The 20,554-nt window shown below is 71.2% G+C and carries 22 protein-coding genes; 14 read left to right on the top strand and 8 right to left on the bottom strand.

The window, feature by feature from the left end:
* The first annotated feature begins 35 nt into the window (after window positions 1–35).
* The 5 genes from OHS33_RS16080 to OHS33_RS16060 all read left to right on the top strand — a co-directional run bounded on the left by OHS33_RS16080 (window position 36) and on the right by OHS33_RS16060 (window position 3,085).
* Complete coding sequence (locus OHS33_RS16080; RefSeq protein ID WP_330331093.1) at window positions 36–500, top strand: ATP-binding protein; 465 nt, start codon at window positions 36–38, stop codon at window positions 498–500.
* Window positions 501–502: 2 nt separating this feature from the next.
* On the top strand, window positions 503–1,504 hold the full coding sequence (gene hemB / locus OHS33_RS16075; protein WP_330331092.1) for a porphobilinogen synthase: 1,002 nt from the start codon (window positions 503–505) through the stop codon (window positions 1,502–1,504).
* Window positions 1,505–1,543: 39 nt separating this feature from the next.
* Window positions 1,544–2,152: a TetR/AcrR family transcriptional regulator gene (locus OHS33_RS16070; protein ID WP_330331091.1), complete on the top strand. Its 609-nt coding sequence runs from the start codon at window positions 1,544–1,546 to the stop codon at window positions 2,150–2,152.
* A gap of 69 nt (window positions 2,153–2,221) precedes the next feature.
* The gene (locus OHS33_RS16065) at window positions 2,222–2,764 is read left to right on the top strand and encodes a hypothetical protein (protein ID WP_330331090.1); all 543 of its coding nucleotides are present in this window, start codon (window positions 2,222–2,224) and stop codon (window positions 2,762–2,764) included.
* A 48-nt stretch (window positions 2,765–2,812) separates the two neighbouring features.
* The gene (locus tag OHS33_RS16060) at window positions 2,813–3,085 is read left to right on the top strand and encodes a DUF1876 domain-containing protein (protein WP_330331089.1); all 273 of its coding nucleotides are present in this window, start codon (window positions 2,813–2,815) and stop codon (window positions 3,083–3,085) included.
* Window positions 3,086–3,125: 40 nt separating this feature from the next.
* On the opposite strand, the gene OHS33_RS16055 is transcribed toward OHS33_RS16060, so the two are convergent.
* On the bottom strand, window positions 3,126–3,269 hold the full coding sequence (locus tag OHS33_RS16055) for a hypothetical protein (protein ID WP_330331088.1): 144 nt from the start codon (window positions 3,267–3,269) through the stop codon (window positions 3,126–3,128).
* Between the two features lie 41 nt (window positions 3,270–3,310).
* Between OHS33_RS16055 and OHS33_RS16050 the strand changes: the two genes are divergently transcribed.
* Both OHS33_RS16050 and OHS33_RS16045 read left to right on the top strand, forming a co-directional pair.
* Window positions 3,311–3,541, top strand: a complete 231-nt coding sequence (locus OHS33_RS16050) for a FitA-like ribbon-helix-helix domain-containing protein (RefSeq protein WP_330331087.1) — start codon at window positions 3,311–3,313, stop codon at window positions 3,539–3,541.
* Window positions 3,538–3,936, top strand: a complete 399-nt coding sequence (locus tag OHS33_RS16045; protein ID WP_330331086.1) for a type II toxin-antitoxin system VapC family toxin — start codon at window positions 3,538–3,540, stop codon at window positions 3,934–3,936. The genes OHS33_RS16050 and OHS33_RS16045 overlap by 4 nt, the downstream gene beginning before the upstream one ends.
* Before the next feature lie 938 nt (window positions 3,937–4,874).
* On the opposite strand, the gene argS is transcribed toward OHS33_RS16045, so the two are convergent.
* On the bottom strand, window positions 4,875–6,653 hold the full coding sequence (gene argS / locus OHS33_RS16040; RefSeq protein WP_330331085.1) for an arginine--tRNA ligase: 1,779 nt from the start codon (window positions 6,651–6,653) through the stop codon (window positions 4,875–4,877).
* A gap of 168 nt (window positions 6,654–6,821) precedes the next feature.
* Here argS and lysS point away from each other — a divergent pair, with 168 nt between their 5' ends.
* Window positions 6,822–8,561, top strand: coding sequence for a lysine--tRNA ligase (gene lysS / locus OHS33_RS16035; RefSeq protein ID WP_330331084.1), 1,740 nt, complete (start codon window positions 6,822–6,824; stop codon window positions 8,559–8,561).
* A 90-nt stretch (window positions 8,562–8,651) separates the two neighbouring features.
* On the opposite strand, the gene OHS33_RS16030 is transcribed toward lysS, so the two are convergent.
* The 3 genes from OHS33_RS16030 to OHS33_RS16020 all read right to left on the bottom strand — a co-directional run bounded on the left by OHS33_RS16030 (window position 8,652) and on the right by OHS33_RS16020 (window position 12,035).
* The gene (locus tag OHS33_RS16030) at window positions 8,652–9,995 is read right to left on the bottom strand and encodes a DUF2637 domain-containing protein (RefSeq protein WP_330331083.1); all 1,344 of its coding nucleotides are present in this window, start codon (window positions 9,993–9,995) and stop codon (window positions 8,652–8,654) included.
* 146 nt (window positions 9,996–10,141) lie between these two features.
* Window positions 10,142–10,939 (bottom strand): DUF3558 family protein, encoded by a 798-nt coding sequence (locus tag OHS33_RS16025; protein WP_330331082.1) that lies wholly within the window; start codon window positions 10,937–10,939, stop codon window positions 10,142–10,144.
* A 190-nt stretch (window positions 10,940–11,129) separates the two neighbouring features.
* Window positions 11,130–12,035, bottom strand: coding sequence for a DUF3558 domain-containing protein (locus OHS33_RS16020; RefSeq protein ID WP_330331081.1), 906 nt, complete (start codon window positions 12,033–12,035; stop codon window positions 11,130–11,132).
* Between the two features lie 241 nt (window positions 12,036–12,276).
* Between OHS33_RS16020 and OHS33_RS16015 the strand changes: the two genes are divergently transcribed.
* The 5 genes from OHS33_RS16015 to OHS33_RS15995 all read left to right on the top strand — a co-directional run bounded on the left by OHS33_RS16015 (window position 12,277) and on the right by OHS33_RS15995 (window position 17,024).
* On the top strand, window positions 12,277–13,470 hold the full coding sequence (locus OHS33_RS16015; protein WP_330331080.1) for an RtcB family protein: 1,194 nt from the start codon (window positions 12,277–12,279) through the stop codon (window positions 13,468–13,470).
* A 210-nt stretch (window positions 13,471–13,680) separates the two neighbouring features.
* Window positions 13,681–14,154, top strand: a complete 474-nt coding sequence (locus OHS33_RS16010) for a hypothetical protein (RefSeq protein WP_330331079.1) — start codon at window positions 13,681–13,683, stop codon at window positions 14,152–14,154.
* 12 nt (window positions 14,155–14,166) lie between these two features.
* Complete coding sequence (locus OHS33_RS16005) at window positions 14,167–15,612, top strand: hypothetical protein (protein ID WP_330331078.1); 1,446 nt, start codon at window positions 14,167–14,169, stop codon at window positions 15,610–15,612.
* On the top strand, window positions 15,609–16,139 hold the full coding sequence (locus OHS33_RS16000; protein ID WP_330331077.1) for a hypothetical protein: 531 nt from the start codon (window positions 15,609–15,611) through the stop codon (window positions 16,137–16,139). The genes OHS33_RS16005 and OHS33_RS16000 overlap by 4 nt, the downstream gene beginning before the upstream one ends.
* A gap of 153 nt (window positions 16,140–16,292) precedes the next feature.
* A complete protein-coding gene (locus OHS33_RS15995; protein ID WP_330331076.1) occupies window positions 16,293–17,024 on the top strand; it encodes a polysaccharide deacetylase family protein in 732 nt (243 codons plus the stop codon).
* Between the two features lie 24 nt (window positions 17,025–17,048).
* Here the strand turns inward: OHS33_RS15995 and OHS33_RS15990 are convergent, their stop codons facing one another.
* Both OHS33_RS15990 and OHS33_RS15985 read right to left on the bottom strand, forming a co-directional pair.
* On the bottom strand, window positions 17,049–17,813 hold the full coding sequence (locus tag OHS33_RS15990) for an SDR family oxidoreductase (RefSeq protein ID WP_330331075.1): 765 nt from the start codon (window positions 17,811–17,813) through the stop codon (window positions 17,049–17,051).
* An 80-nt stretch (window positions 17,814–17,893) separates the two neighbouring features.
* The gene (locus OHS33_RS15985; RefSeq protein ID WP_330331074.1) at window positions 17,894–18,229 is read right to left on the bottom strand and encodes a YnfA family protein; all 336 of its coding nucleotides are present in this window, start codon (window positions 18,227–18,229) and stop codon (window positions 17,894–17,896) included.
* Between the two features lie 122 nt (window positions 18,230–18,351).
* Between OHS33_RS15985 and OHS33_RS15980 the strand changes: the two genes are divergently transcribed.
* The gene (locus OHS33_RS15980; RefSeq protein WP_330331073.1) at window positions 18,352–18,906 is read left to right on the top strand and encodes a hypothetical protein; all 555 of its coding nucleotides are present in this window, start codon (window positions 18,352–18,354) and stop codon (window positions 18,904–18,906) included.
* A 17-nt stretch (window positions 18,907–18,923) separates the two neighbouring features.
* On the opposite strand, the gene OHS33_RS15975 is transcribed toward OHS33_RS15980, so the two are convergent.
* The gene (locus tag OHS33_RS15975; protein ID WP_330331072.1) at window positions 18,924–20,534 is read right to left on the bottom strand and encodes an FAD-dependent oxidoreductase; all 1,611 of its coding nucleotides are present in this window, start codon (window positions 20,532–20,534) and stop codon (window positions 18,924–18,926) included.
* Between the last annotated feature and the right edge of the window lie 20 nt (window positions 20,535–20,554).

The raw sequence follows: 20,554 nt of genomic DNA, 5'->3' as shown, positions 1-20,554 counted from the left end.
CCCCCAGGCTAGTCACGCACCGCGACGATGGCGGGGTGATTCCGGAAATTCATGCCGCCCTGCTGCGCGAGCGGTGCTACCCCCGCAGCCGTCGAACTGTCCGCTCTGCCAGGGAGTTTGCGGCGGTCACACTGCACAGGTGGGGTGTCACACACCGCCAGGACGACGTGTTGCTCTGCGTGAGCGAGCTGGCGACCAATGCCGTGCTGCGCGGGGTCCCGCCCGGGCGCGGGTACCGGTTGCGGCTGCTGCGGTTCGGGGGCCTCGTACGGGTCGAGGTGCACGACAGCGGCGGCGGGCGGCCGTGCGTACAGGACCGGGACCCGGAGGCCGAGGGCGGGCGCGGGCTGCTGCTCGTCGCCGCGCTCGCGGACCGGTGGGGGGTCGGGACGCGGGTGCCCGGGAAGGTGGTGTGGTGCGAGTTCGGGCTGGGGGAGAGCGGCCCCGGGGACCCCCTAGGCTGGGTCTCGACTGCTGTCGAAGTGCGAAGAGGCGACTGAAGATGAGCGCGTACGGAACCTTCCCCGGCTCGCGGCCCCGCCGGCTGCGCGGCACCCCGGCGATGCGGCGGATGGTCGCGGAGAACCGGCTGCACCCCTCCGACCTGATCCTCCCGGCGTTCGTACGGGAAGGCATCAGCGAGCCGATCGCGATCTCGGCCATGCCGGGCGTGGTCCAGCACACCCGGGACACGCTGCGGAAGGCCGCGGCCGAGGCCGTGGCGGCGGGCGTCTCGGGGATCATGCTCTTCGGGGTCCCGGCGGACGAGAACAAGGACGCGCTCGGCACCGCGGGCACGGAGCCGGACGGCATCCTGCAGCTCGCGATCCGCGACGTGAAGGCCGAGGTCGGCGACGACCTCGTCATCATGTCGGACCTGTGCCTGGACGAGTTCACCGACCACGGCCACTGCGGCGTGCTGGACGAGCACGGCCGCGTCGACAACGACGCGACGCTGGAGCGGTACGCCGAGATGGCGCAGGTCCAGGCCGACGCGGGCGTCCACATGGTGGGCCCGAGCGGCATGATGGACGGCCAGGTCGGCGTGGTCCGTGATGCGCTCGACGAGACCGGGCACGAGGACGTCGCGATCCTGGCCTACACGGCGAAGTACTCCTCCGCCTTCTACGGCCCCTTCCGCGAGGCCGTCGGCTCCTCGCTCCAGGGCGACCGCAAGACGTACCAGCAGGACCCGGCGAACTCCCGGGAGTCGATGCGCGAGCTGGCGCTCGACCTCGAAGAGGGCGCCGACATGGTGATGGTCAAGCCCGCGGGGCCGTACCTGGACATCCTGTACCGGGTCGCGCAGGCCGTGGACGTGCCGGTGGCCGCGTACCAGATCAGTGGCGAGTTCGCGATGGTCGAGGCGGCGGCGGAGAAGGGCTGGATCGAGCGCGAGCGCGCCATCCTGGAGACCCTGACCGGCATCAAGCGGGCGGGCGCCGACACGATCCTGACGTACTGGGCGACCGAGGTCGCCGGCTGGCTGCGCGAAGCGCGCTGACCCGGAGGCGCGCCTCGCCAACTGCTCTACCCTGACCCGATGGTGAAGCAGCAGCGTGGCGAGGCGACCGTCGATCTCATCCTGAGAACGGCCCTGCGCGTCTACGCCGAGTCCGGCCAGCAGGGCTTCACCGTCAGCGCCGTCACGGCGGCCGGAAAGGTCAGCCTCGGCAGCCTCTACCACCACTTCGGCAGCTTCGACGGGCTCGCCGCCGCGCTCTACACCCAGTGCATGGGCAAGCTGTTCGACGAGATGAACGAGGCGCTGCGGCGCAGCCGCACCGCCCGCACCGGGGTCCGCGCGATCGTTGACGCCTACCTGCGCTTCACGCAGGAACAGCGGGAGGCCGCGCTCTTCATCCACGCCTCGGCCTACTCCGGTTACCTCGCCATGCACGCCGAGGAGATCCGGGCGGCCAAGGAGGTCATGCTCGCGCCGATGAACGAGTGGATGCGGGCCCGGATGGAGAAGGGCGAGGTCGCGCCGCTGCCGGGGCCGCTGATCGAGGTCCTCGTCATGGGGCCGGTGGCGGAGGCCGCGCGGCGCTGGCTGTCCAGTACGTACGACGTCGAACTCGCGGAACTCACCGAACTGGCCCGGCTGTTGCCGGACCGTATCTGGCGCTCGCTGGAACCGAGCCCTAGCTAGAGGGATGTTCTAGATCCGCTTCCAGATCGGGCTTCCTCAAGCGAGTTCCGGGGAGCGACACTTGGGGTCATGACCGGTGACGACTCCGCCCCCGCGCCGGACCCCGTCGAGTACCTGGAACGCGTCCAGTGGCACTCCTTCCGCCGGGCGTGCGCCACCATGCGGCTGCACGACGCCCTGCAGAAGCGGATCTGGGCCTACCGCCATCCGCACGAGGAGGCGCTGGGCTGGATCCCCGACGAGGGAGGCTCCGCGGAGCTGGCCGGGTGGCTGGCGGGTGCGGACGCCGAATGCGCGGTGTACGTGCACGAGTCCCCGGGACCCTGGCCGCCGACGGGCCGCGGGCTTGACGCCGGTCGACTGGTGGTGGCCGCTGCCGTCTGGCCGCGCGAGGGTCTCTCGGGGCTGCGCATCGCCGCCTACGGGCGGGACGGCTCGCTGGACGAGGTCACCACCGACGGCGTGCGCCTGGAGGACACCCACCTCGACGTTCCGTGGTTACGGTCCTGCTTGCCGGGACCGGTCGTGCCGCGGTGGGCCCCGGAGCCGGCCCCGCGCCGGGCGCTGGACCGGTGGCGCCGGGCGGCCGCGGGCCGCTTCGACTGGCTGTAGCGCGGGTGGGGGCGCACGCTGGAGGCAGACGCCTGGAGGTGGTGGGTCATGTCCACACTCGTCGGATGGCATGTGGAACTGGAATTCTCCGAGGAGGGCCACCGCACGAGCACGGCTGCCCTGCTCAGGCTCGCTGACGGCTCCGAGGTGAAGGGCCGCGGCTACGCGATGCGGCACCCGTCCGACCCGGAACAGCTGAGGGTCGGAGAGGAGATCGCGGGCGCCCGCGCCCTCATGGACCTCGCGTCCCAACTGCTGCAGAAGGCCCACGGCGAAATCGACGAGGCGACGGGGAAGCACTCATACCCGCTCAACCGCTGACCGGACCCGTGTCGGGGGCGGCGGGTGATCGCTCGCCGCGTCAGCGCAATACGCGCTTGCCCGCGAGGAAGGCGGAGAGGTCCCGCACGTCCAGTACGCGGATGGCCTCGGCGGCTCCGGGGAGGGCATCCCGGCAGGCCGTGATGTCGCGCGGGTCGGAGGTCCGGTCCCCAGGCTGGTCCACGGCTGCTAGCAGAATGCTTGCACCGCGACTATTCTTGTTGCATGGCCACTCTGTACGTACGTGATCTGTCCGACGAGGCGCTCGCCGAGCTGAAGATACGAGCTGCCCGTAGCCGCCAGTCGCTTCAGGCGTATGCCCGGACCCTGCTGGAGGAGGAGGCCGCGACGCCGTCCGTCGAGGATGTCGTCGCGCGGATCCGCTCCCGCGTATCGGCCGAGCTGAGCGTGGAGGAGGTCCTCGGCGACCTCGACGCCGGACGGCGGCGCGAATGATCGTGATCGACGCGAGCGCCGTCGTCATGCTGGTCGCGGACGCAGGTCCGGTGGGCGAGGCGGTACGCGAGCGGGTGGTGGGCGAACGCCTCGCCGCGCCCTACCTGCTCGATGTGGAGGTGACGCAGGCGCTACTCGGCCGCCACCGGGGAGGCAAGCTCACCGACCGCCAACTGGACGCGGCCTGGGACGACTTCGCGGCCCTGCCGGTCCGGCGGATGGAACACCTCCCGGTGCTGCCCCGGGTACGCGAGCTGTACGCGAACCTCTCCGCATACGACGCCACCTACGTGGCGCTGGCCGAGGGACTCCAGGTGCCACTCGTCACCTGCGACGCGCGCATCGCCCGCTCCGGGAGCCCGCGGTGCAAGGTCGAGGTCTTCGGCGCGGGGTGAGGTGCGGGGAGGCCCCGGCTGCGCCGGGCGCGGCTTCGCCGCGGGGGCGGTGGCTTCGGGTGTGCGGGGTCGGGGATCGTCCGGGGGCTGCCCGTCAGTTCAACTGTCTCTTCGTGCCGGTGCGGCCTGTCAAGGGCGCTCCTTCGTCGCGTCGCTTCGCGATGGCCTGCGGCCACCCTTGACAGCCCACCCCGTCACGAAAAGCCAAGAACTGTCGGGCGGCCCCCGGGGGAAGGCCTGGGGGACCTGGTCCATGGTCCAGTGTTCTGGTCACCGGCCCGGGGGCTGGGTGAGCCCAAGCCGCGCCCTCCGGGCGGACAAGCGACAAGCGCGCGAGCAAATCGCTACACAGTTGCGCTCGGGGAGGCGTCTGCGGGCTGTTTGGGGCCCGGACTTCCGTCAGGCCGAAGTGGAGAGGGGTCTGGCAGTCGTCCGCCCCAAAGTGGGGGGCCCAAAGCATCACAAAAGGGGCATTGTGGAGGGGTGTTGAGTGTCGAGCGCGCCTTGACCCGACTCCATGCTCATGTGGCCGAGCTTTCGGCTCCCCGCACCGGCCACCAGCCCCAAACGGGCCGCAGACGCCGCTCTCAGAGGAGCGCGTAGCGATAAAGGTGCGCGTCTGTCGCTTGTCCGCCCGGAGGGCGCGGCTTGGCCGCATCCGGGATCGGGCTGGGCCGCTCCCACCCCCGGTAAGAGGGCATTGTCCCCCATGCCTTCCCCCGGGGGCCGCCCGACAGTTCTTGGCTTTTCGTGGGGACGTGCCCTGTCAAGGGTGGCCGAAGGCCATCGCGAAGCGACGCGACCGCAGGGAGCGCCCTTGACAGGGCGCGGCACCGCGAAGAGACAGTTGAACTGGCGGGCAGCCCCCGGAGTCTCTCCGACCCCGGAGGCGCAGCGCCACCGCTCTCGCGGCGTAGCCGCGCCCCACGGGCGGGCGATCAGAGGCGCTCGGGCGTCCTGATGCCCAGGAGGGACATGCCCTTGGTGAGGGTGCGGGCGGTGAGGTCGGCCAGGAAGAGGCGGTTCTCGCCGACGGCGAGTTCCGGCTCCGGCTTGATGACCGGGCACTGGTCGTAGAACGTGGTGAACAGCGAGGACAGCTGGTAGAGGTACGCGGCCAGCTTGTGCGGCGCGTAGTCCGAGGCCGCCTCCTCGATCAGTTCGCCGAAGGTGTCCAGGTGCAGGCCCAGCGCGCGCTCGGCCGGGGCCAGCTCCAGCTCCGGGTGCGCGAGGGGGCTGCGGTCGCCCGCCTTGCGCAGGATGGAGCGGATGCGGGCGTACGCGTACTGGAGGTAGACCGAGGTGTCGCCGTTCAGCGAGACCATCTGGTCGAGGTCGAACTTGTAGTCGCGCGCGGCGGAGGTGGAGAGGTCCGCGTACTTCACGGCGCCGATGCCGACGTACCGGCCGTTCTCGACGATCTCGGCCTCGGACAGGCCGATCTTCTCGGCCTTCTCGCGTACGACCGCCGTCGCCCGGTCCACGGCCTCGTCCAGGAGGTCCACCAGCCGGACCGTCTCGCCCTCGCGGGTCTTGAACGGCTTGCCGTCCTTGCCGAGGACGGTGCCGAAGGCGAGCTGGACGGCCTTGGTGTCCTCGTTCAGCCAGCCCGCGCGGCGGGCCGTCTCGAAGACCATCTTGAAGTGCAGGGACTGGCGCGCGTCCACGACGTACAGCAGGGTCGAGGCCTTGAGGTTGCCCACCCGGTCGCGGATCGCGGACAGGTCGGTCGCGGCGTAGCCGAAGCCGCCGTCGGACTTCTGGACGATCAGCGGGGTCGGGTTGCCGTCCGGGCCCTTGACGTCCTCGAAGAACACGCACAGCGCGCCGTTGGAGCGGACGGCGACGCCCGACTCCTCCAGCAGGCGGCAGGTCTCCACCAGCATGTCGTTGTAACCGGACTCGCCGACGACGTCGGGGTCCTGGATGTCCATGTCGAGCTTGTTGAAGACGGAGTAGAAGTAGATCTTCGACTCGTCGACGAACCGCTGCCACAGGGCCAGGGTCTCGGGCTCGCCCGCCTGGAGGTTCACGACCCGGGCGCGGGCGCGGGTCTTGAACTCCTCGTCGGAGTCGAAGAGCACGCGCGAGGCCTTGTAGAGGCGGTTGAGGTTCGACATCGCCTCTTCGCCGGAGACCTCCTCGCGCGGGCCGTGGTCCAGCTCGTGCGGGTGCTCGATCAGGTACTGGATGAGCATGCCGAACTGGGTGCCCCAGTCGCCGATGTGGTGGCGCCGGATCACCGTCTCGCCGGTGAACTCCAGGATCTCGACCATCGCGGCGCCGATCACGGCGGAGCGCAGGTGGCCGACGTGCATCTCCTTGGCCACGTTCGGCTGGGCGTAGTCGATGACCGTGGTGCCCGCGGTCTGCGAGACCGGCACGCCGAGGCGCGCGTCGGCGGCGCGGGCCGCGAGGGTCTCGATGATCGCCCGGTCGGTGACCGTGATGTTCAGGAAGCCGGGTCCGGAGACCTCGATCTCCTTGATCAGGTCGCCGTCACCGCCGGCGGGGATCCCGCCGACCACGGTCGTCGCCAGCTCGCGCGGGTTGGCCTTGGCCTTCTTCGCGAGCGCCAGGATGCCGTTGGCCTGGAAGTCGGCCCGGTCGCTTCGTCGCAGCAGCGGGTCGGCGCCACCGGCCTCCGGCAGGGCGGAGGCAAGGGCGTCGGCGACGCGCTGGTTGACGGAAGAAGCGAGGGAAGGGACCGAGGCCATGAGCTGCCGTTCCTGTGAGGTCGTGTCTGAGCGTGTACTTGGGTGTTCCGACAAGTGCCGAGTATCCCATGCGGGCGCCTTCGGTTTCGCGGGAGAAAACAACCTCGGAGCGCTCTGTTCCGTCTGGGATGATGGCTGAAGCCGGTATTCGAGATAGAAGGACGTGACGTGGCTCAGAGCGCGCAGAGCAGCACCGAGACCGACTGGGTCTCCCGTTTCGCGGACGAGGTCATCGCCGAGGCGGAGCGCCGAGCCCCCGGTAAAACCGTCGTCGTCGCGTCCGGACTCTCCCCCTCCGGTCCGATCCACCTGGGCAACCTGCGCGAGGTCATGACCCCGCACCTGGTCGCGGACGAGATCCGCCGCCGGGGCATCGAGGTGCGGCACGTCCTGTCCTGGGACGACTACGACCGCTACCGCAAGGTGCCGGCCGGTATCCCCGGGGTGGACCCCGAGACGTACGGCCAGTACATCGGCATGCCGCTGACCTCGGTCCCCGCCCCGGCCGGGTCGGCGTACGCGACCTGGGCCGAGCACTTCAAGGCCGCCATGGTCGAGGCGCTGGCCGAGCTGGGCGTCGAGTACGACCCGATCAGCCAGACCGAGCAGTACACGACGGGCGTGTACCGCGAGCAGGTGCTCTTCGCGATGAAGCACCGCGGCGACATCGACGCCGTGCTCGACCAGTACCGCACCAAGCAGAAGCCGGGCGGCAAGAAGCCCCAGCAGAAGCAGGTCGACGAGGCCGAGCTGGAGGCCGCCGAGGGTTCGGGCGCCGCGGGCGAGGACGACGGCAGCGTCGGCGAGGGCGGGTACTTCCCGTACAAGCCGTACTGCGGTCAGTGCGGCAAGGACTTCACCAAGGTGACGTCCTACGACGACACGACGACCGAGCTGACCTACGTCTGCACCGAGGACGAGTACACCGAGACGGTCAAGCTCAGCGAGTTCAACCGCGGCAAGCTGGTCTGGAAGGTCGACTGGCCGATGCGCTGGGCCTTCGAGGGCGTGGTCTTCGAGCCCTCGGGCGTCGACCACTCCTCGCCCGGCTCGTCGTTCCAGGTCGGCGGCCAGATCGTGCACATCTTCGGCGGCGAGCAGCCGATCGGTCCGATGTACGCGTTCGTCGGCATCAGCGGCATGGCGAAGATGTCCTCCAGCAAGGGCGGGGTCCCGACCCCGGCCGACGCGCTGAAGATCATGGAGCCGCAGCTGCTGCGCTGGCTGTACGCCCGCCGCAGGCCGAACCAGTCCTTCAAGATCGCCTTCGACCAGGAGATCCAGCGGCTGTACGACGAGTGGGACAAGCTGGAGGCCAAGGTCGCCGACGGCTCCGTGCTCCCCGCCGACGCCGCCTCGCACGCGCGCGCCGTGCGGACCGCCGCCGGTGAGCTGCCGCGCACGCCGCGGCCGCTGCCGTACCGCACGCTCGCCTCGGTCGTGGACATCACGGGCGGGCACGACGAGCAGACGGTCCGGATCCTGAACGACCTCGACCCGGCGAACCCGCTGGGCTCGCTGGACGACGTACGCCCGCGGCTGGACCGCGCCGAGAACTGGATCAGCACCCAGGTCCCGGCCGACCAGCGCACGCTGGTGCGCGAGGAGCCGGACGCCGAGCTGCTGGGCTCGCTGGACGACGAGGGCCGCGAGTCGCTGCGGCTGCTGCTGGAGGGCCTGGACTCGCACTGGTCGCTCGACGGGCTGACCACGCTCGTCTACGGCGTGCCGAAGGTGATGGCCGGCCTGGAGCCGGACGCCAAGCCGACGCCGGAGCTGAAGGTCGCGCAGCGGACGTTCTTCGCGCTGCTCTACCGCCTGCTGGTGACCCGGGAGACCGGGCCGCGGCTGCCCACGCTGCTGCTCGCGGTCGGCGCGGACCGGGTGCGCAAGCTGCTCGCCGTCTGATGACCGGGTGACCGAGTGACCGAGTGATACGGAGAAGGGCCCGGACCCCCTGGGGGGTTCGGGCCCTTCTTTGTGGTGCCGGGAACTCCGTCACGCGATGTGTTCGTTCTCCAGGTCCGTCTGGTAGCGCTGCTTCAGCTCCGGCATCAGCCGCTTGAGCGTGGTGGCGCTGCGCGGGTGGACGATGCCGTGGCCGTCGGAGAGGTGTATGTCGAGCTGCTCGGGGCTCGGCCAGTTGCCGTGCTCGTCGACGTAGGTGCGGAAGACCTCGTAGGCCGCTTCGGCGAACTTCACCTCGTCGACCGGGGTGAGGTCCTCGTCGGCGACGGGGGCTTCGGCCGCCGGGGCCTCGGCGGCCGGGACCGGGGGCTGCTGCGCCGGGGCGTCGTCCGGGCCGGTCGGGGGCAGGACCGGGGTGGGCTCCAGGCCGTCGACGTACTGCGGGTTGTAGGCGCCCGCGTACGCCGCCTGCGGGGCCAGCGGGGCCGCGAACCAGGCGCTGTTGTGGGCCGCGGGCATCGCCGTCGGGTCGACCGCGAAGGCGGGCGGTCCGGCGCTGTGGGCGGGCTGCCCGGGACCGGGGCCGGGGCCAGGTCCCGGGCCGGTCGCCTGTGCGGGGAGTACGGCCTGCGGCGGGGCCGCCGCGGGATGCGGCTGGGCGGCCGCGACCGGCAGCCCGCCGGGGTGGCGCGCCTCCAGGGCGGCCCGTGCCGCCTCGGCGTCCGCGACCGGCGGCAGCAGCGCGGGCTCGATGCCCGCGGCCGCCAGCCCCTCGGGGACGGTCTGGGACAGCGGTACGCCGATCCGGGCCAGGCGCAGCGGCATGAGCGCCTCGACGGGGGCCTTGCGGCGCCAGGCGCGCCCGTAGCGGGCCTGGAGGCGGGCCTGGTAGATCAGCCGGTCCTGTTCCATGCCGACCGCCTGCTCGTAGGAGCGCAGCTCCCACAGCTTCATCCGGCGCCACAGCTTGAAGGTGGGGACCGGTGAGAGCAGCCAGCGGGTGATCCGCACGCCCTCCATGTGCCGGTCCGCGGTGATGTCGGCGATCCGCCCCACCGCGTGCCGGGCGGCCTCGACCGTCACCACGAACAGGATCGGGATGACGGCGTGCATGCCGACGCCCAGCGGGTCCGGCCAGGCCGCCGCGCCGTTGAAGGCGATGGTCGCGGCGGTCAGCAGCCACGCCGTCTGGCGCAGCAGCGGGAAGGGGATGCGGATCCACGTCAGCAGCAGGTCGAGCGCGAGCAGCACGCAGATGCCCATGTCGATGCCGATCGGGAACACCAGCGAGAAGGAGCCGAACCCCTTCTGCAGCGCCAGCGCGCGCACCGCGGCGTAGGAACCGGCGAAGCCGATCCCCGCGATGACGACGGCGCCGGCGACGACGACGCCGATGAGTATCCGGTGCGTACGAGTCAGCTGCATCGCGGCCACCCGCGATCCCCTCCCACTATCAAGCTATCCAGCTACGGAGCTACGGCAGGCACAGCGTACGGGTGACGTGATGTCACCTGGTCCGCGGGCCCGTTCGGCCCTGTTCGGCCCCGTTTGGCCCTGCGGCCGGGTCAGGAGGCGGACGCTCAGGAGGCGGACGCGGACTCCGACGGGGACTCCGACGGGGCGGGGTCGGACGGGGACTGCGAGGAGCCCGGCTGGTCCTTGGCGCCGGCGACCGAGTTCACGGCCTCGCGGGTCGCGGCGATCGCGCTCTCCAGCAGCTTCGCCGGGTCGGGGGCGGCCGCGCCCTCGTAGGCGGCGCCGTTGTAGTCCAGGGAGACGACGACGTTCTGCGTGCGCACGATGACCGTGGTGTTGAAGAAGTCCGCGCCGTCCTTCTTCGTGGTGTAGGTGACCGAGGTGCCCTGGTCGCCGACGCCGCCCACCTGGTCGGTCTTCACGTTCTGCGCGCCCTCGACGGCCTTCGCCGTCGCGAGCTGCTTGTTGTACTGCTCCTCGGCGCGCTTGTTGCCGCTGCCGAGGGACTCGTGCGAGTCGTAGCGGACCAGGGACACCGCGAGCCAGCGGTAGTCGGAGCCCTTGAGGCCGTTCTCGTCCAGGCCGTTCCAGGAGCAGCTGGCGCGGCTGGTCAGGTCGTTCGACTTGGTGGCCGTTCCGTTCTTGTCCTTGGCCTTGGGGACGAGTGCCTCGATGGTCTTCGCCTGGACCGTCTTGCACGGGTCGGGCAGCGTGGCGAACGCGGCCTTCTCGGGGGCGGTCGACGGCTTCGTGCTCGGCGACTTGGACGAAGCGGACGAGTCGGACTTCTTGCCCGTGTCCGCGCTCTTGCCCGAGTCGGACGAGCAACCGGAGACGGCGAGGATCACCGGGACGGCTGCGCAGGCGATGACACGGGTGAGGCGCGAGGCTGATCGGTGCATGATTCCTTCGTACGTTTGTGTGTCTATGGGCACGGGGACCCGGGCAACGGTAGCCCGACCGGGCGGCTGGCTGCTGTGCCCGCCGTCACGCGGGGGCCGCGCGAAGACCGGCGGGCGGTCGTCGGACGGCCGCTGATCGGCCGCTGACCAGGTATTCGGTCGCCGTGCCGGGGTCCGGACCGGGTTCCGGTCACGCGTTGAAACGTTCCACCAGGGCCTCCGCCAACTGGTGCGCTTCGTCCTGCGTTTCCGCGCTGGAGGGGACCCCGCCGGGCAGTGCGGGCTGCACGCCGTACTCCACGGTGACGATGACGTTCGCGGTGCGGAAGACGATGCGTACGGTCCGCACCTGGGCGGCGGAACCGGCCGCGCTGAGCCGGTCCTCGACGAAGGCGGCGTTCCCGAGCCCCTCCAGGACGCGGGAACCCAGCTCGGGCGGGGTGGGCGAGGTGGAGGGCGCGGGGGTGCCGGAGGACGCGGCTGCGGCGGGGGGCACGGGGCTCGTACTGGCGCCCGGGCCGGGGGTCGTACCCGGGCTGGGGACCGTGCCCGGGCTGGGGACCGTACCCGCGCTGGGGACCGTACTCGCGCCGGGGTTCGTACTCGCGCCGGGCGTCGGGGCGGTCGAGGGGGCGGTCGAGGGGACGGGGGCCGGGAGGTGGGCGTCGGCGAGGCGGCGCTCGTAGACCTGCCGCGCCTTGTCGTCGTCGCTGCTCGCGGCCCGGTCGTAGGAGACGACCCGCTCGAAGCCGACGGACAGCAGGCGGGTCTCCTCGGGGGTCTGCGCCTTCCAGCGGCAGCCGACGCGCCGGTCGCCGTCGTACGAGGTGTCCGCGGTCCCGGCGTAGAGCTGGTCGCGCTGCTCCGAGGTGAGCGTGGCCGCGGCCGGGAGCATGGCCTTCAGCCGCTTCCCTTCGACCGCCTTGCAGGGCGAGGGCAGGCTGCGGTACTTCCCCGGCGGCGCGGCGACGGGCGCGGTGCCGCCCGCCTTGGAGTCGGTGGTGACCCCCGTGCCGGTGCCGGAGGTGCACCCGGCCATGAGCGCGGTGAGCATCAGGATGCCGGGAAGGACTTGCCGTACCGCGTTGCGCTGCACGTCGTCTGGCTCCGTTCGACAGGCTGTGGGTGGGCTGTGGGTGGGCTGTGGGTGGGCGGCGGGTGGGTCCTCGGTCAGGACCGCGGTCGGGAAATTGCGTTGCCGGTGCTGGGCCGCGCGTGGACACAATGTCTATCGCACACGCTGGTGCTGACGCCGGTCCCATGTCGTCTTTGGGACCTGTTGCGAGGCTTTTTGCGTATTGAGACTTTTCTGTGGTTAACAGGGTGTTGGGGACGTCATGTCGTATGTAGAGGTACCCGGGGCGAAGGTCCCGATCCGGATGTGGACCGATCCGTCCACGGTCGAGGACAGCGCGATGCGACAGCTGCACAACGTCGCGACCCTGCCCTGGATCAAGGGCCTGGCCGTCATGCCGGACGTGCACTACGGCAAGGGCGCCACCGTCGGCTCGGTGATCGCGATGAAGGACGCGGTCTGTCCGGCCGCGGTGGGGGTGGACATCGGCTGCGGCATGTCGGCCGTACGGACCTCGCTGACGGCCAACGACCTGCCCGGGGACCTGTCACGGCTGCGGTCGAAGATCGAGCAGGCGATCCCCGTCGGGGCGGGCCTCCACAAGGAGGCGGTGGACCCGGCGCGCCTGTACGACTTCGCGGCCGACGGCTTCGACGACCTCTGGACGCGCTTCGACTACATCGCGGACGCGGTCAAGTTCCGCCGCGAGCGGGCCGCGAAGCAGATCGGCACGCTCGGGGGCGGCAACCACTTCATCGAGTTCTGCCTCGACGAGGCGGGCACGGTCTGGCTGATGCTGCACTCGGGCTCCCGGAACATCGGCAACGAGCTGGCCGAGCACCACATGGGCGTGGCCCGCGGGCTCGCGCACAACCAGGACCTGGTGGACCGGGACCTCGCGGTGTTCCTGGCGGCCACGCCGCAGATGCAGGACTACCGCAACGACCTCTTCTGGGCGCAGGAGTACGCGAAGTACAACCGCGCCGTGATGATGAGCCTCTTCAAGGAGGTCATCCGCAGGGAGTTCCGCAAGGCGAAGGTCTCCTTCGACCACGAGATCAGCTGCCACCACAACTACGTGTCCGAAGAGCGCTACGACGGCATGGACCTGCTGGTCACGCGGAAGGGCGCGATCCGGGCGGGCAGCGGGGACTTCGGGATCATCCCGGGCTCGATGGGCACCGGCTCGTACATCGTGAAGGGCCTCGGCAACGAGAAGTCCTTCAACTCGGCCTCGCACGGCGCGGGCCGGAAGATGAGCCGGACGGCGGCGAAGAAGCGGTTCTCCACGCGGGACCTGGCGGACCAGACCAAGGGCGTGGAGTGCCGCAAGGACTCCGGCGTCGTGGACGAGATCCCGGGCGCCTACAAGCCGATCGAGCAGGTCATCGACCAGCAGACCGACCTGGTCGAGGTCGTGGCCAAGCTGAAGCAGCTCATCTGCGTCAAGGGCTGATCCCGGCCGGGGTCTGGTGGGGGTGCGGTTATCGGGGCGCAGTTGTCGGGGGAGTGGAGGGACCCGGACCGTTCGACGGTCGGGGTCCCTCCGCGTGCCCGGGGGTGGCTGTGCGGGGGCGGGTCCCCCGCCCGGCGTGTCCGGGACCGCTCCAACCTCCTTCTCCTGGAGGTCGATCCGCGTGTCACAGGGCCGTGATCCAATGGTGTGATGGCATGGGATGAATGGGACAGTGCGAAAGCGGAAGTGACTGCCCAACGGCAAGCCTCGACGCGGCTCAACCAACTGCCGGGTGGCCCGGGAGGTGACGGACCGGCCGACCTCGTCGTGCACCAGGACGACCTCGGAGCCGTCGGCCACGAGGCCTTCGTGCTGCACAGCCAGTTGCTGAAGGGGGCCGACATCGCCGGCGCCGGCGGTGACAAGGAGGGCGTCGGCTCCACGATGCAGGCAGCAGCGGCCCTGACGGGCAGCAACTTCGCTCTCGGGGATGAGCTGGCGACGACGGTGTCCATCTGGACCTCGCAGGTCAAGAGCGTCCTTCAGGCGTGTGCTCACATATCGAACCACCTGGACTACTCGAAGAAGTCGCACGCCGAGAACGACGCCGCGATCGCCGCGTCCTTCCGGAACCGGGATGGCTCGGCCGTGCCCGTTTCCCGCCTCACCGAGTACTTCACGTAGGGGGAGCGCCTCATGAACTACACCGAGCTCATGGAAGTCGACCTCGGCAAACTGGGGACGGCCGTCGCCGACTGGAAGCGCATGGCCGGGGAGATGCAGCGGCTCGGTGGCGAGGCCCGCGACGGTGTGAAGGCGAAGGCCGAAAAGGCCCGCTGGGAGGGCATCAACGCAGGTGTGACCAGGGACTTCGTCGGCAAGACGGTGAAGGAGTTCGAGGATCTCCACACGGAGGCGCAGAGCATTTTCAGCGTCCTTGATGACGCGCACGCCGAGCTGCAGGGGATCCAGCAGCAGGCCAGGAGTGTCACCGCCGAGGCCAAGGAGAAGGGCTTCAGCGTTACCGGACGCGCGGACGGATCCGTGGTGATCGCGGATGCCCTCATCTGTGAGGTGGAGGGGCCCGGTCAGAGAAAACGCGACATGATGCGGTGGTACGCCGACACGCTGACCGGGTTCGTGAGCCACGCCACCGAGGTGGACGCGGCTGCTGTACGGGCGCTGCGAGCGAGCCACGGTGGTGATCCGGCCAATCCCGGCCACGCGTCGTACACGTCGCTCGACGAGGACATGCTGCCCCGCGCCCTGAAACTCGCCGGTCTGGGAGCGGACGCCAGCGACAAGCAGCGCGCGGAGCTGCGGCGGCTGTGGCAGTCGTTGAGTCCTGAGTCTCGGGCGCAGCTGTGGGTGCAGCGCAGGGAGCAGCTGTTGGCGGGCGGCCTGTTGACCCCCTCGGTGAAGCGGGTGGCCGCTGACGACGGGGCGGGGCCATACGACGTCGCTACACCCGGCTTGGGGGACTACTGGAAGGAACTCCAGGCCAACGGGATCTCGAACAGCGGTGACTTCATCGGTAAGACGGACGCGGCCCGGCACATGGACCACTATCTGCACGGGACCGGCAGGACACTCGACCTCGATGTCGACAGGATGCTGAGCGACGAGGACGACACGGTCCTGCGTGACGTGTCTGCGGCGACGCGCGCCAAGCTGGAGGGCGAATGGCGTCGCCAGGCGCTGGACGCCTTCGCGCAGTCGGGCGGCAAGCCCGTCGCGATCCCCGTGGAGACCGCGGGCGAGGGATATACCCACGACAAGGGTCCGGACGGCACGGCGAACTGGTACCTGGCCGTGGGCAGCGCCATGACGAACACCACGGGCGTCGTGACGGCGGTGCCGGGCCCGGACGGCAGTCCGCGCGTCAGCATCGACTATCAGGTCAATGTGTGGGACCGGTACAACTGGGACCCGGGCAAGGCCACGCCCATCGGTCCGACCACGGTGACCGACGCCGATATGGCCCGCCTGCACACGACGGGGCAGGCCAGGGAATTCGATATGCGGGGGAGTAGTTCGGTGCAGCAGCACGACGTGGGCCCGGGCGGCTCCTGGCCCGATCCGAAGAGCCCGGGGCGGGACGGCACGCGGACCGACATCGGCCGGAATGGGGACGCACGTTGAACGTGGAGCCGTGGGGCAGGTGGCATCTGGGTCTGGTGGGCGGGGTGGTCGTGCTCATGGGGCTGGTGGCCGGGTGCTCGGGGGCGACGGTGAGCGGCACCCGGGCGGGGGAGCGTTCGTCGGGGCAGGTGTCGTATTGGGTGGACGGGGCCACCGTGGAGTCGGTCGCCAGGACGTTGCGTGTGAGGGTGCCCGTGGCGGCGACCGGGGCGAAGGCGGCGCACTGGCGGGGTTTGCAGGACGATGGCCTGATCATGGCGTTCGTCCTCCCCACTGCCGGGGTCGACGAGTTCGTCGCTCAGCTGAAGCCGGATGTGCCGCTTGGCCTGCGGGAGCAGCCACTCGCCCGCAACACGAACCCGTCGACGCCGTTCTCGCACCTGGGGTTGCCGGAGCCTGACCTGCTGGCGAGGGTCCGCGAAGGCCAGGTGTGTGCGCCGTGCGAGGGCGACCTCAACTGGCTGAAGGTCGCGGTGGTGCAGGTCGACGCCGCCAGCAGCCGGGTCTATCTCAGCGGTGTCGACTGAGCGCTTGGCCGCCCGATCGGTGATCGACCGTGTTCGCCGGCGGGGACATTCGGCGCGTCTTTGCCCGTACGGGCGCAAGGGGTGTGGCGGGGCAACTCGTGGGGTGTGCGCGGGGGTTGACGCGTGGAGTTGGTCTAGACCAAGGTGTGCGCCATGTGGAGATCTCGGGTGGTTCTCGGTGTGTTCGCTTCGCTGTCGCTCACCTTCGGGGTGGCCGGATCCGCCGTGGCGGGGGCGGGTACGGGTACAGGTACGGGGGTGCCGGTCGCGGCTGCCGTCTCCGCTGCTGACGGGGTGGGGCTGCCGCCGGTCGTGGCGCACGTACCGACCTCCGACAAGGTCGTCTTCATCACCATCGACGACGGGTGGAACCATGACCCCGCCGCCGCGCGGACGCTGATCGACAAGCGGGTGCCGGTGACCCTGTTCCTGCTGCCCGGGGCCACCTCGTACGACACCGGCTACTTCACGGACCTCATCGAGCAGGGCCGGGCCACCGTCGAGAACCACACCGTCAACCACCCGGACCTGACCACCCTCGACGCGGCCGGCAAGGACGCGGAGGTGTGCGGGGCGCGGGAGCAGCTCAAGGGGACCTTCGGGCGGGCGCCGCAGCTGCTGCGGCCGCCGTACGGGGCCGTCAACGACGACGTGCGGCTCGCGGCGAAGGCGTGCGGGGCGAAGGCCCTGGTCACCTGGACCCACGACGTCACCACCTGGAGCGAGACCCCGCCGACCCCGAAGCTCCAGGCGGGGGACATCGTGCTGCTGCACTTCACGCCCACGCTGGAGGCCGACCTGGAGCGTGCGCTGGGCGCCGCGAAGGCCGCGGGACTGAAGCCCGCGGCCCTCATGCCCCAGCTCAAGGCCGCCGGGCTGGTCTAGGGGGTGTCCTTCGGAGCCTGCCGGTTACAGGTCGCGGTGGACCTTCGTGTTCGAGGCCTGGGCGCGCGGGCGGACCACCAGCAGGTCGATGTTGACGTGGCTGGGACGGGTCACCGCCCAGGTGATCGTGTCGGCCACGTCGTCGGCCGAGAGCGGGTCGGCGACGCCCGCGTACACCTTGGCCGCCTTCTCCGCGTCCCCGCGGAAGCGGGTGGTGGCGAACTCCTCCGTCTTGACCATGCCCGGCGCGATCTCGATCACGCGGACCGGCTGGCCGACGATCTCCAGGCGGAGGGTCTCGGCCAGGACGCGGGCGCCGTTCTTCGCGGCGACGTAGCCCGCGCCGCCCTCGTAGGTCGAGTGGCCGGCGGTCGAGGACAGGATGACGACGGTGCCGTCACCGGAGGCGGTCAGGGCCGGGAGCAGGGCCTGGGTGACATTGAGGGTGCCGATGACGTTGACCTCGTACATCGTGCGCCAGTCGGCCGGGTCGCCGGTGGCGACGGGCTCGGCGCCGATGGCCCCGCCCGCGTTGTTGACCAGCACGTTGACGGAGGGGAAGCGCTCCAGGGACGCGGCGAAGGCGTCGACGGCGGCGCGGTCCGTCACGTCCAGGGCGTGGGCGGTGGCGAGCTGACCGGCCGCGGTGATCTCGGCGGCCAGCTGCTCGATGCGGTCCTTGCGGCGGGCGGTCAGCACGACGTGGTAGCCCGCGCCGGCGAGCTGCCGTGCGGTGGCCGCGCCGATTCCGCTGCTCGCCCCGGTGACGACTGCGATGCGGGGGGTCATGGGAGCGCTCCTCGTTCGGGTGATCTATACCCGGCCAGCATAGGCATGCGTACGAACCTCCGGGCGGGGGCCGCGGGTGCTCAGCGGCCGCGCGGGGCGTACATGATCAGGGCCATCCCGGCCAGGCAGACCAGGGCCCCGGCGATGTCCCAGCGGTCGGGCCGGTAGCCGTCGGCGACCATGCCCCAGGCGAGGGATCCGGCCACGAAGACCCCGCCGTAGGCGGCCAGTACCCGGGCGAAGTCGCCTTCGGGCTGGAGGGTGGCGACGAAGCCGTAGAGGCCGAGGGCGATGACCCCGGCGCCGATCCAGACCCAGCCCTTGTGGTCGCGCACGCCCTGCCAGACGAGCCAGGCGCCGCCGATCTCCAGGACGGCGGCGAGGGCGAACAGGGACACGGAGCGGACGATCAGCATGGGGCAACCCTGGCATGACGGCTGTGGCTGGCCGGCCTGGACCCGGCGCGGATGGAGGGGGACGCGCCCTCGTTCGTGTGATGGTCCGACCGGTGGGGGGTGGGGGTCGTTAGCCTCCGCGCGTGGAGGTGGTGACGGTGATGGTGTCGGTGCGCCGTGGCGTCGTACGAAGCGTGGTGGCCCTCGGGCTGGTGCTGGCCGGGGCGGCGGCCCAGACGGGAGCCGCGCAGGCGGGGGTGGGGGCCGCGCGGGCCGGGGCAGGGGCCGCGCGGGCCGGGGTGACGGGGGGAGTATCCGAGACGGATCTGGCCTACCACGGGCGGGTGAACCTGTCCGGCGGGCGGCTCGCCGTCTGGGTGGTCCCGGAGAACCAGGGGCCCGCCGCCCTCGCGAACACCACCCTGCGGCTACGGCTCTCCGCGGACCTCGCCGACGGCCAGGAACTGGCGGAGGGGTGCGCCCGGGCCGGTCACCGCGAGGTGATGTGCGAGACGGGCGCCCTGCCCGCGCACGGGCGGGGCCGCCACATCGGCCTGCGGATGCGGCTCAAGGAGCGGCCGCCGGAGGTGGTGGTGCGCGTGGACACCTGGTGGGACGGCGGCGCGACCGACCGCAACCACGCCAACGACGAGCACGTGGTGCTGGCCCTCGACACCGGCGACTCCTACTCCTTCTGAGCTACTCCTTCTGGGTCCTACTCCTTCTGGGGCCGCAGGATCCAGCCCGCGACGGCCCGGGTGACCTCGGCCGGGGTGGGCGCGGGGGCGGACCAGGCGACGTACCCGTCGGGACGTACGAGCACGCAGGCGGTACGTCCGGACGTGCGCCAGGAGGCGTGCGTGAGCCCCGGCTCCGGCGCGCCGACGGCGGGCGCCATCTCGGGTGGGGCGATCAGGACGAAGCCGCCCGCGCGCAGCAGCTCGTACAGCCTGCCCTCGCGCAGGACGGCGTCCGGCGCGCGGCGGCCCGCTGGCCGGGTGGCGCCGGGCGGCGGGGGGTACGAGATCCCGATCCCGGAGACCATGCCGAGCGCGCGGGCGCGCACGGGCCGGAGCCCGCCCACCAGCCTGCCCCCGAGGTCGCGGGCGAGGCGGCGGGCGGGGGTGGCGGCCATCGCGAACCGGGTCAGGGCGCCGCTGCCGCGCAGCACGAGGCGGCCGACGGGGTGCCGTTCGCGCTCGTAACTGTCGAGCAGCGCCTCGGGGTCGGGGGCCCGGCCGAGGAGGACGGCGGCGAGCTTCCAGGAGAGGTTGGCGGCGTCCTGGAGGCCGGTGTTCATGCCCTGGCCGCCCGCGGGGGAGTGCACGTGGGCGGCGTCCCCGGCGAGGAAGACGCGGCCCACGCGGTAGTGCGGGACCTGGCGTTCATCGGAGTGGAAGCGGGAGATCCAGCGGGCGTCGTGCATGCCGTGGTCGGTGCCGAGGGCGGTGCGGGTGATGCTGCGCAGCTCGTCGAGGCCGACGGGGTCGTCGTCCTTGGCCCGGCCGTCGCGGTGCCAGGCGATGGCCCGGTACCAGCCGTCGCCGAAGGGGACGAGGAAGGCGAAGGCCTGGCCGTTGCCGTCGACGGCGAGCTGGTCCGCGGGTTCTTCGGCCAGGCGTACGTCGGCCAGCACCATCGAGGTGACCACGGCGTGGCCGGGGAAGGGCAGGCCGAGTTCGCGGCGGACGGTGGAGCGGACGCCGTCCGCGCCGACGACGTGGCGGGCGTGCAGGGTGGCGGCGGCGGCGGCGGCGGTGGGGGTGGCGGTGGTGGTGGTGGTCGTGGCTTGTGCACCGGCGGGGGAGCGGAGGTCGAGGGTGACGGTGTCCTGACCCTCGCCCTGGTGCAGTGCGATCAGCTCATGGTCGTACCGGATGTCCACACCTGTGGACAACGCGCGACGCTCCAGCAGGCGTTCGGTCTCAAATTGGGGGGTGATGAGAACGAACGGGAAGCGGGTGGGGAGCATGTCGAGGGAGAGGGTGAGTCCGCCGAAGAGGCGCAGCCGGCCCATCGGGCGGCCGGTGGCGACGAGGTCGTCGGCGAGCCCGCGCGCGTCGAGGAGTTCGAGGGTGCGGGCGTGGACGGCGAAGGCGCGCGTGAGGTTGGCGGCGGTCTGCGGGCGGCGCTCGATCAGGGTGACGGTCAGTCCGGCGGCGGCGAGATCTCCGGCGATCAGCAGTCCGGTGGGACCGGCGCCGATCACCGCGACGTCCACGACATCCACGGTGTTCGCGACGTCCGCGGTGTTCGCGGCGCCTGCGCTGTCCGCGGTGTCCGTGATGTCCGCAGCGGGCTCGGGGGCTGGGGCTGGGGCTGTCATGGTGGGGAAGTCTGCCCGCC

The organism is Streptomyces sp. NBC_00536, assembly GCF_036346295.1.
In the GTDB taxonomy this organism is placed as follows: Bacteria; Actinomycetota; Actinomycetes; order Streptomycetales; family Streptomycetaceae; genus Streptomyces.
This window is presented reverse-complemented; position numbering and strand designations above follow the sequence as displayed.

Coding starts and splice junctions, on each gene's coding strand:
- OHS33_RS16015 (WP_330331080.1), top strand. CDS start 12,277: ATGTCGTATGTAGAGGTACCCGGGGCGAAGGTCCCGATCCGGATGTGG.
- hemB (WP_330331092.1), top strand. CDS start 503: ATGAGCGCGTACGGAACCTTCCCCGGCTCGCGGCCCCGCCGGCTGCGC.
- OHS33_RS16060 (WP_330331089.1), top strand. CDS start 2,813: ATGTCCACACTCGTCGGATGGCATGTGGAACTGGAATTCTCCGAGGAG.
- OHS33_RS16065 (WP_330331090.1), top strand. CDS start 2,222: ATGACCGGTGACGACTCCGCCCCCGCGCCGGACCCCGTCGAGTACCTG.
- OHS33_RS16005 (WP_330331078.1), top strand. CDS start 14,167: ATGAACTACACCGAGCTCATGGAAGTCGACCTCGGCAAACTGGGGACG.
- OHS33_RS16025 (WP_330331082.1), bottom strand. CDS start 10,939: ATGCACCGATCAGCCTCGCGCCTCACCCGTGTCATCGCCTGCGCAGCC.
- OHS33_RS16010 (WP_330331079.1), top strand. CDS start 13,681: ATGGCATGGGATGAATGGGACAGTGCGAAAGCGGAAGTGACTGCCCAA.
- OHS33_RS15985 (WP_330331074.1), bottom strand. CDS start 18,229: ATGCTGATCGTCCGCTCCGTGTCCCTGTTCGCCCTCGCCGCCGTCCTG.
- OHS33_RS16045 (WP_330331086.1), top strand. CDS start 3,538: ATGATCGTGATCGACGCGAGCGCCGTCGTCATGCTGGTCGCGGACGCA.
- OHS33_RS15995 (WP_330331076.1), top strand. CDS start 16,293: ATGTGGAGATCTCGGGTGGTTCTCGGTGTGTTCGCTTCGCTGTCGCTC.
- OHS33_RS16050 (WP_330331087.1), top strand. CDS start 3,311: ATGGCCACTCTGTACGTACGTGATCTGTCCGACGAGGCGCTCGCCGAG.
- OHS33_RS15990 (WP_330331075.1), bottom strand. CDS start 17,813: ATGACCCCCCGCATCGCAGTCGTCACCGGGGCGAGCAGCGGAATCGGC.
- OHS33_RS16070 (WP_330331091.1), top strand. CDS start 1,544: ATGGTGAAGCAGCAGCGTGGCGAGGCGACCGTCGATCTCATCCTGAGA.
- argS (WP_330331085.1), bottom strand. CDS start 6,653: ATGGCCTCGGTCCCTTCCCTCGCTTCTTCCGTCAACCAGCGCGTCGCC.
- OHS33_RS15975 (WP_330331072.1), bottom strand. CDS start 20,534: ATGACAGCCCCAGCCCCAGCCCCCGAGCCCGCTGCGGACATCACGGAC.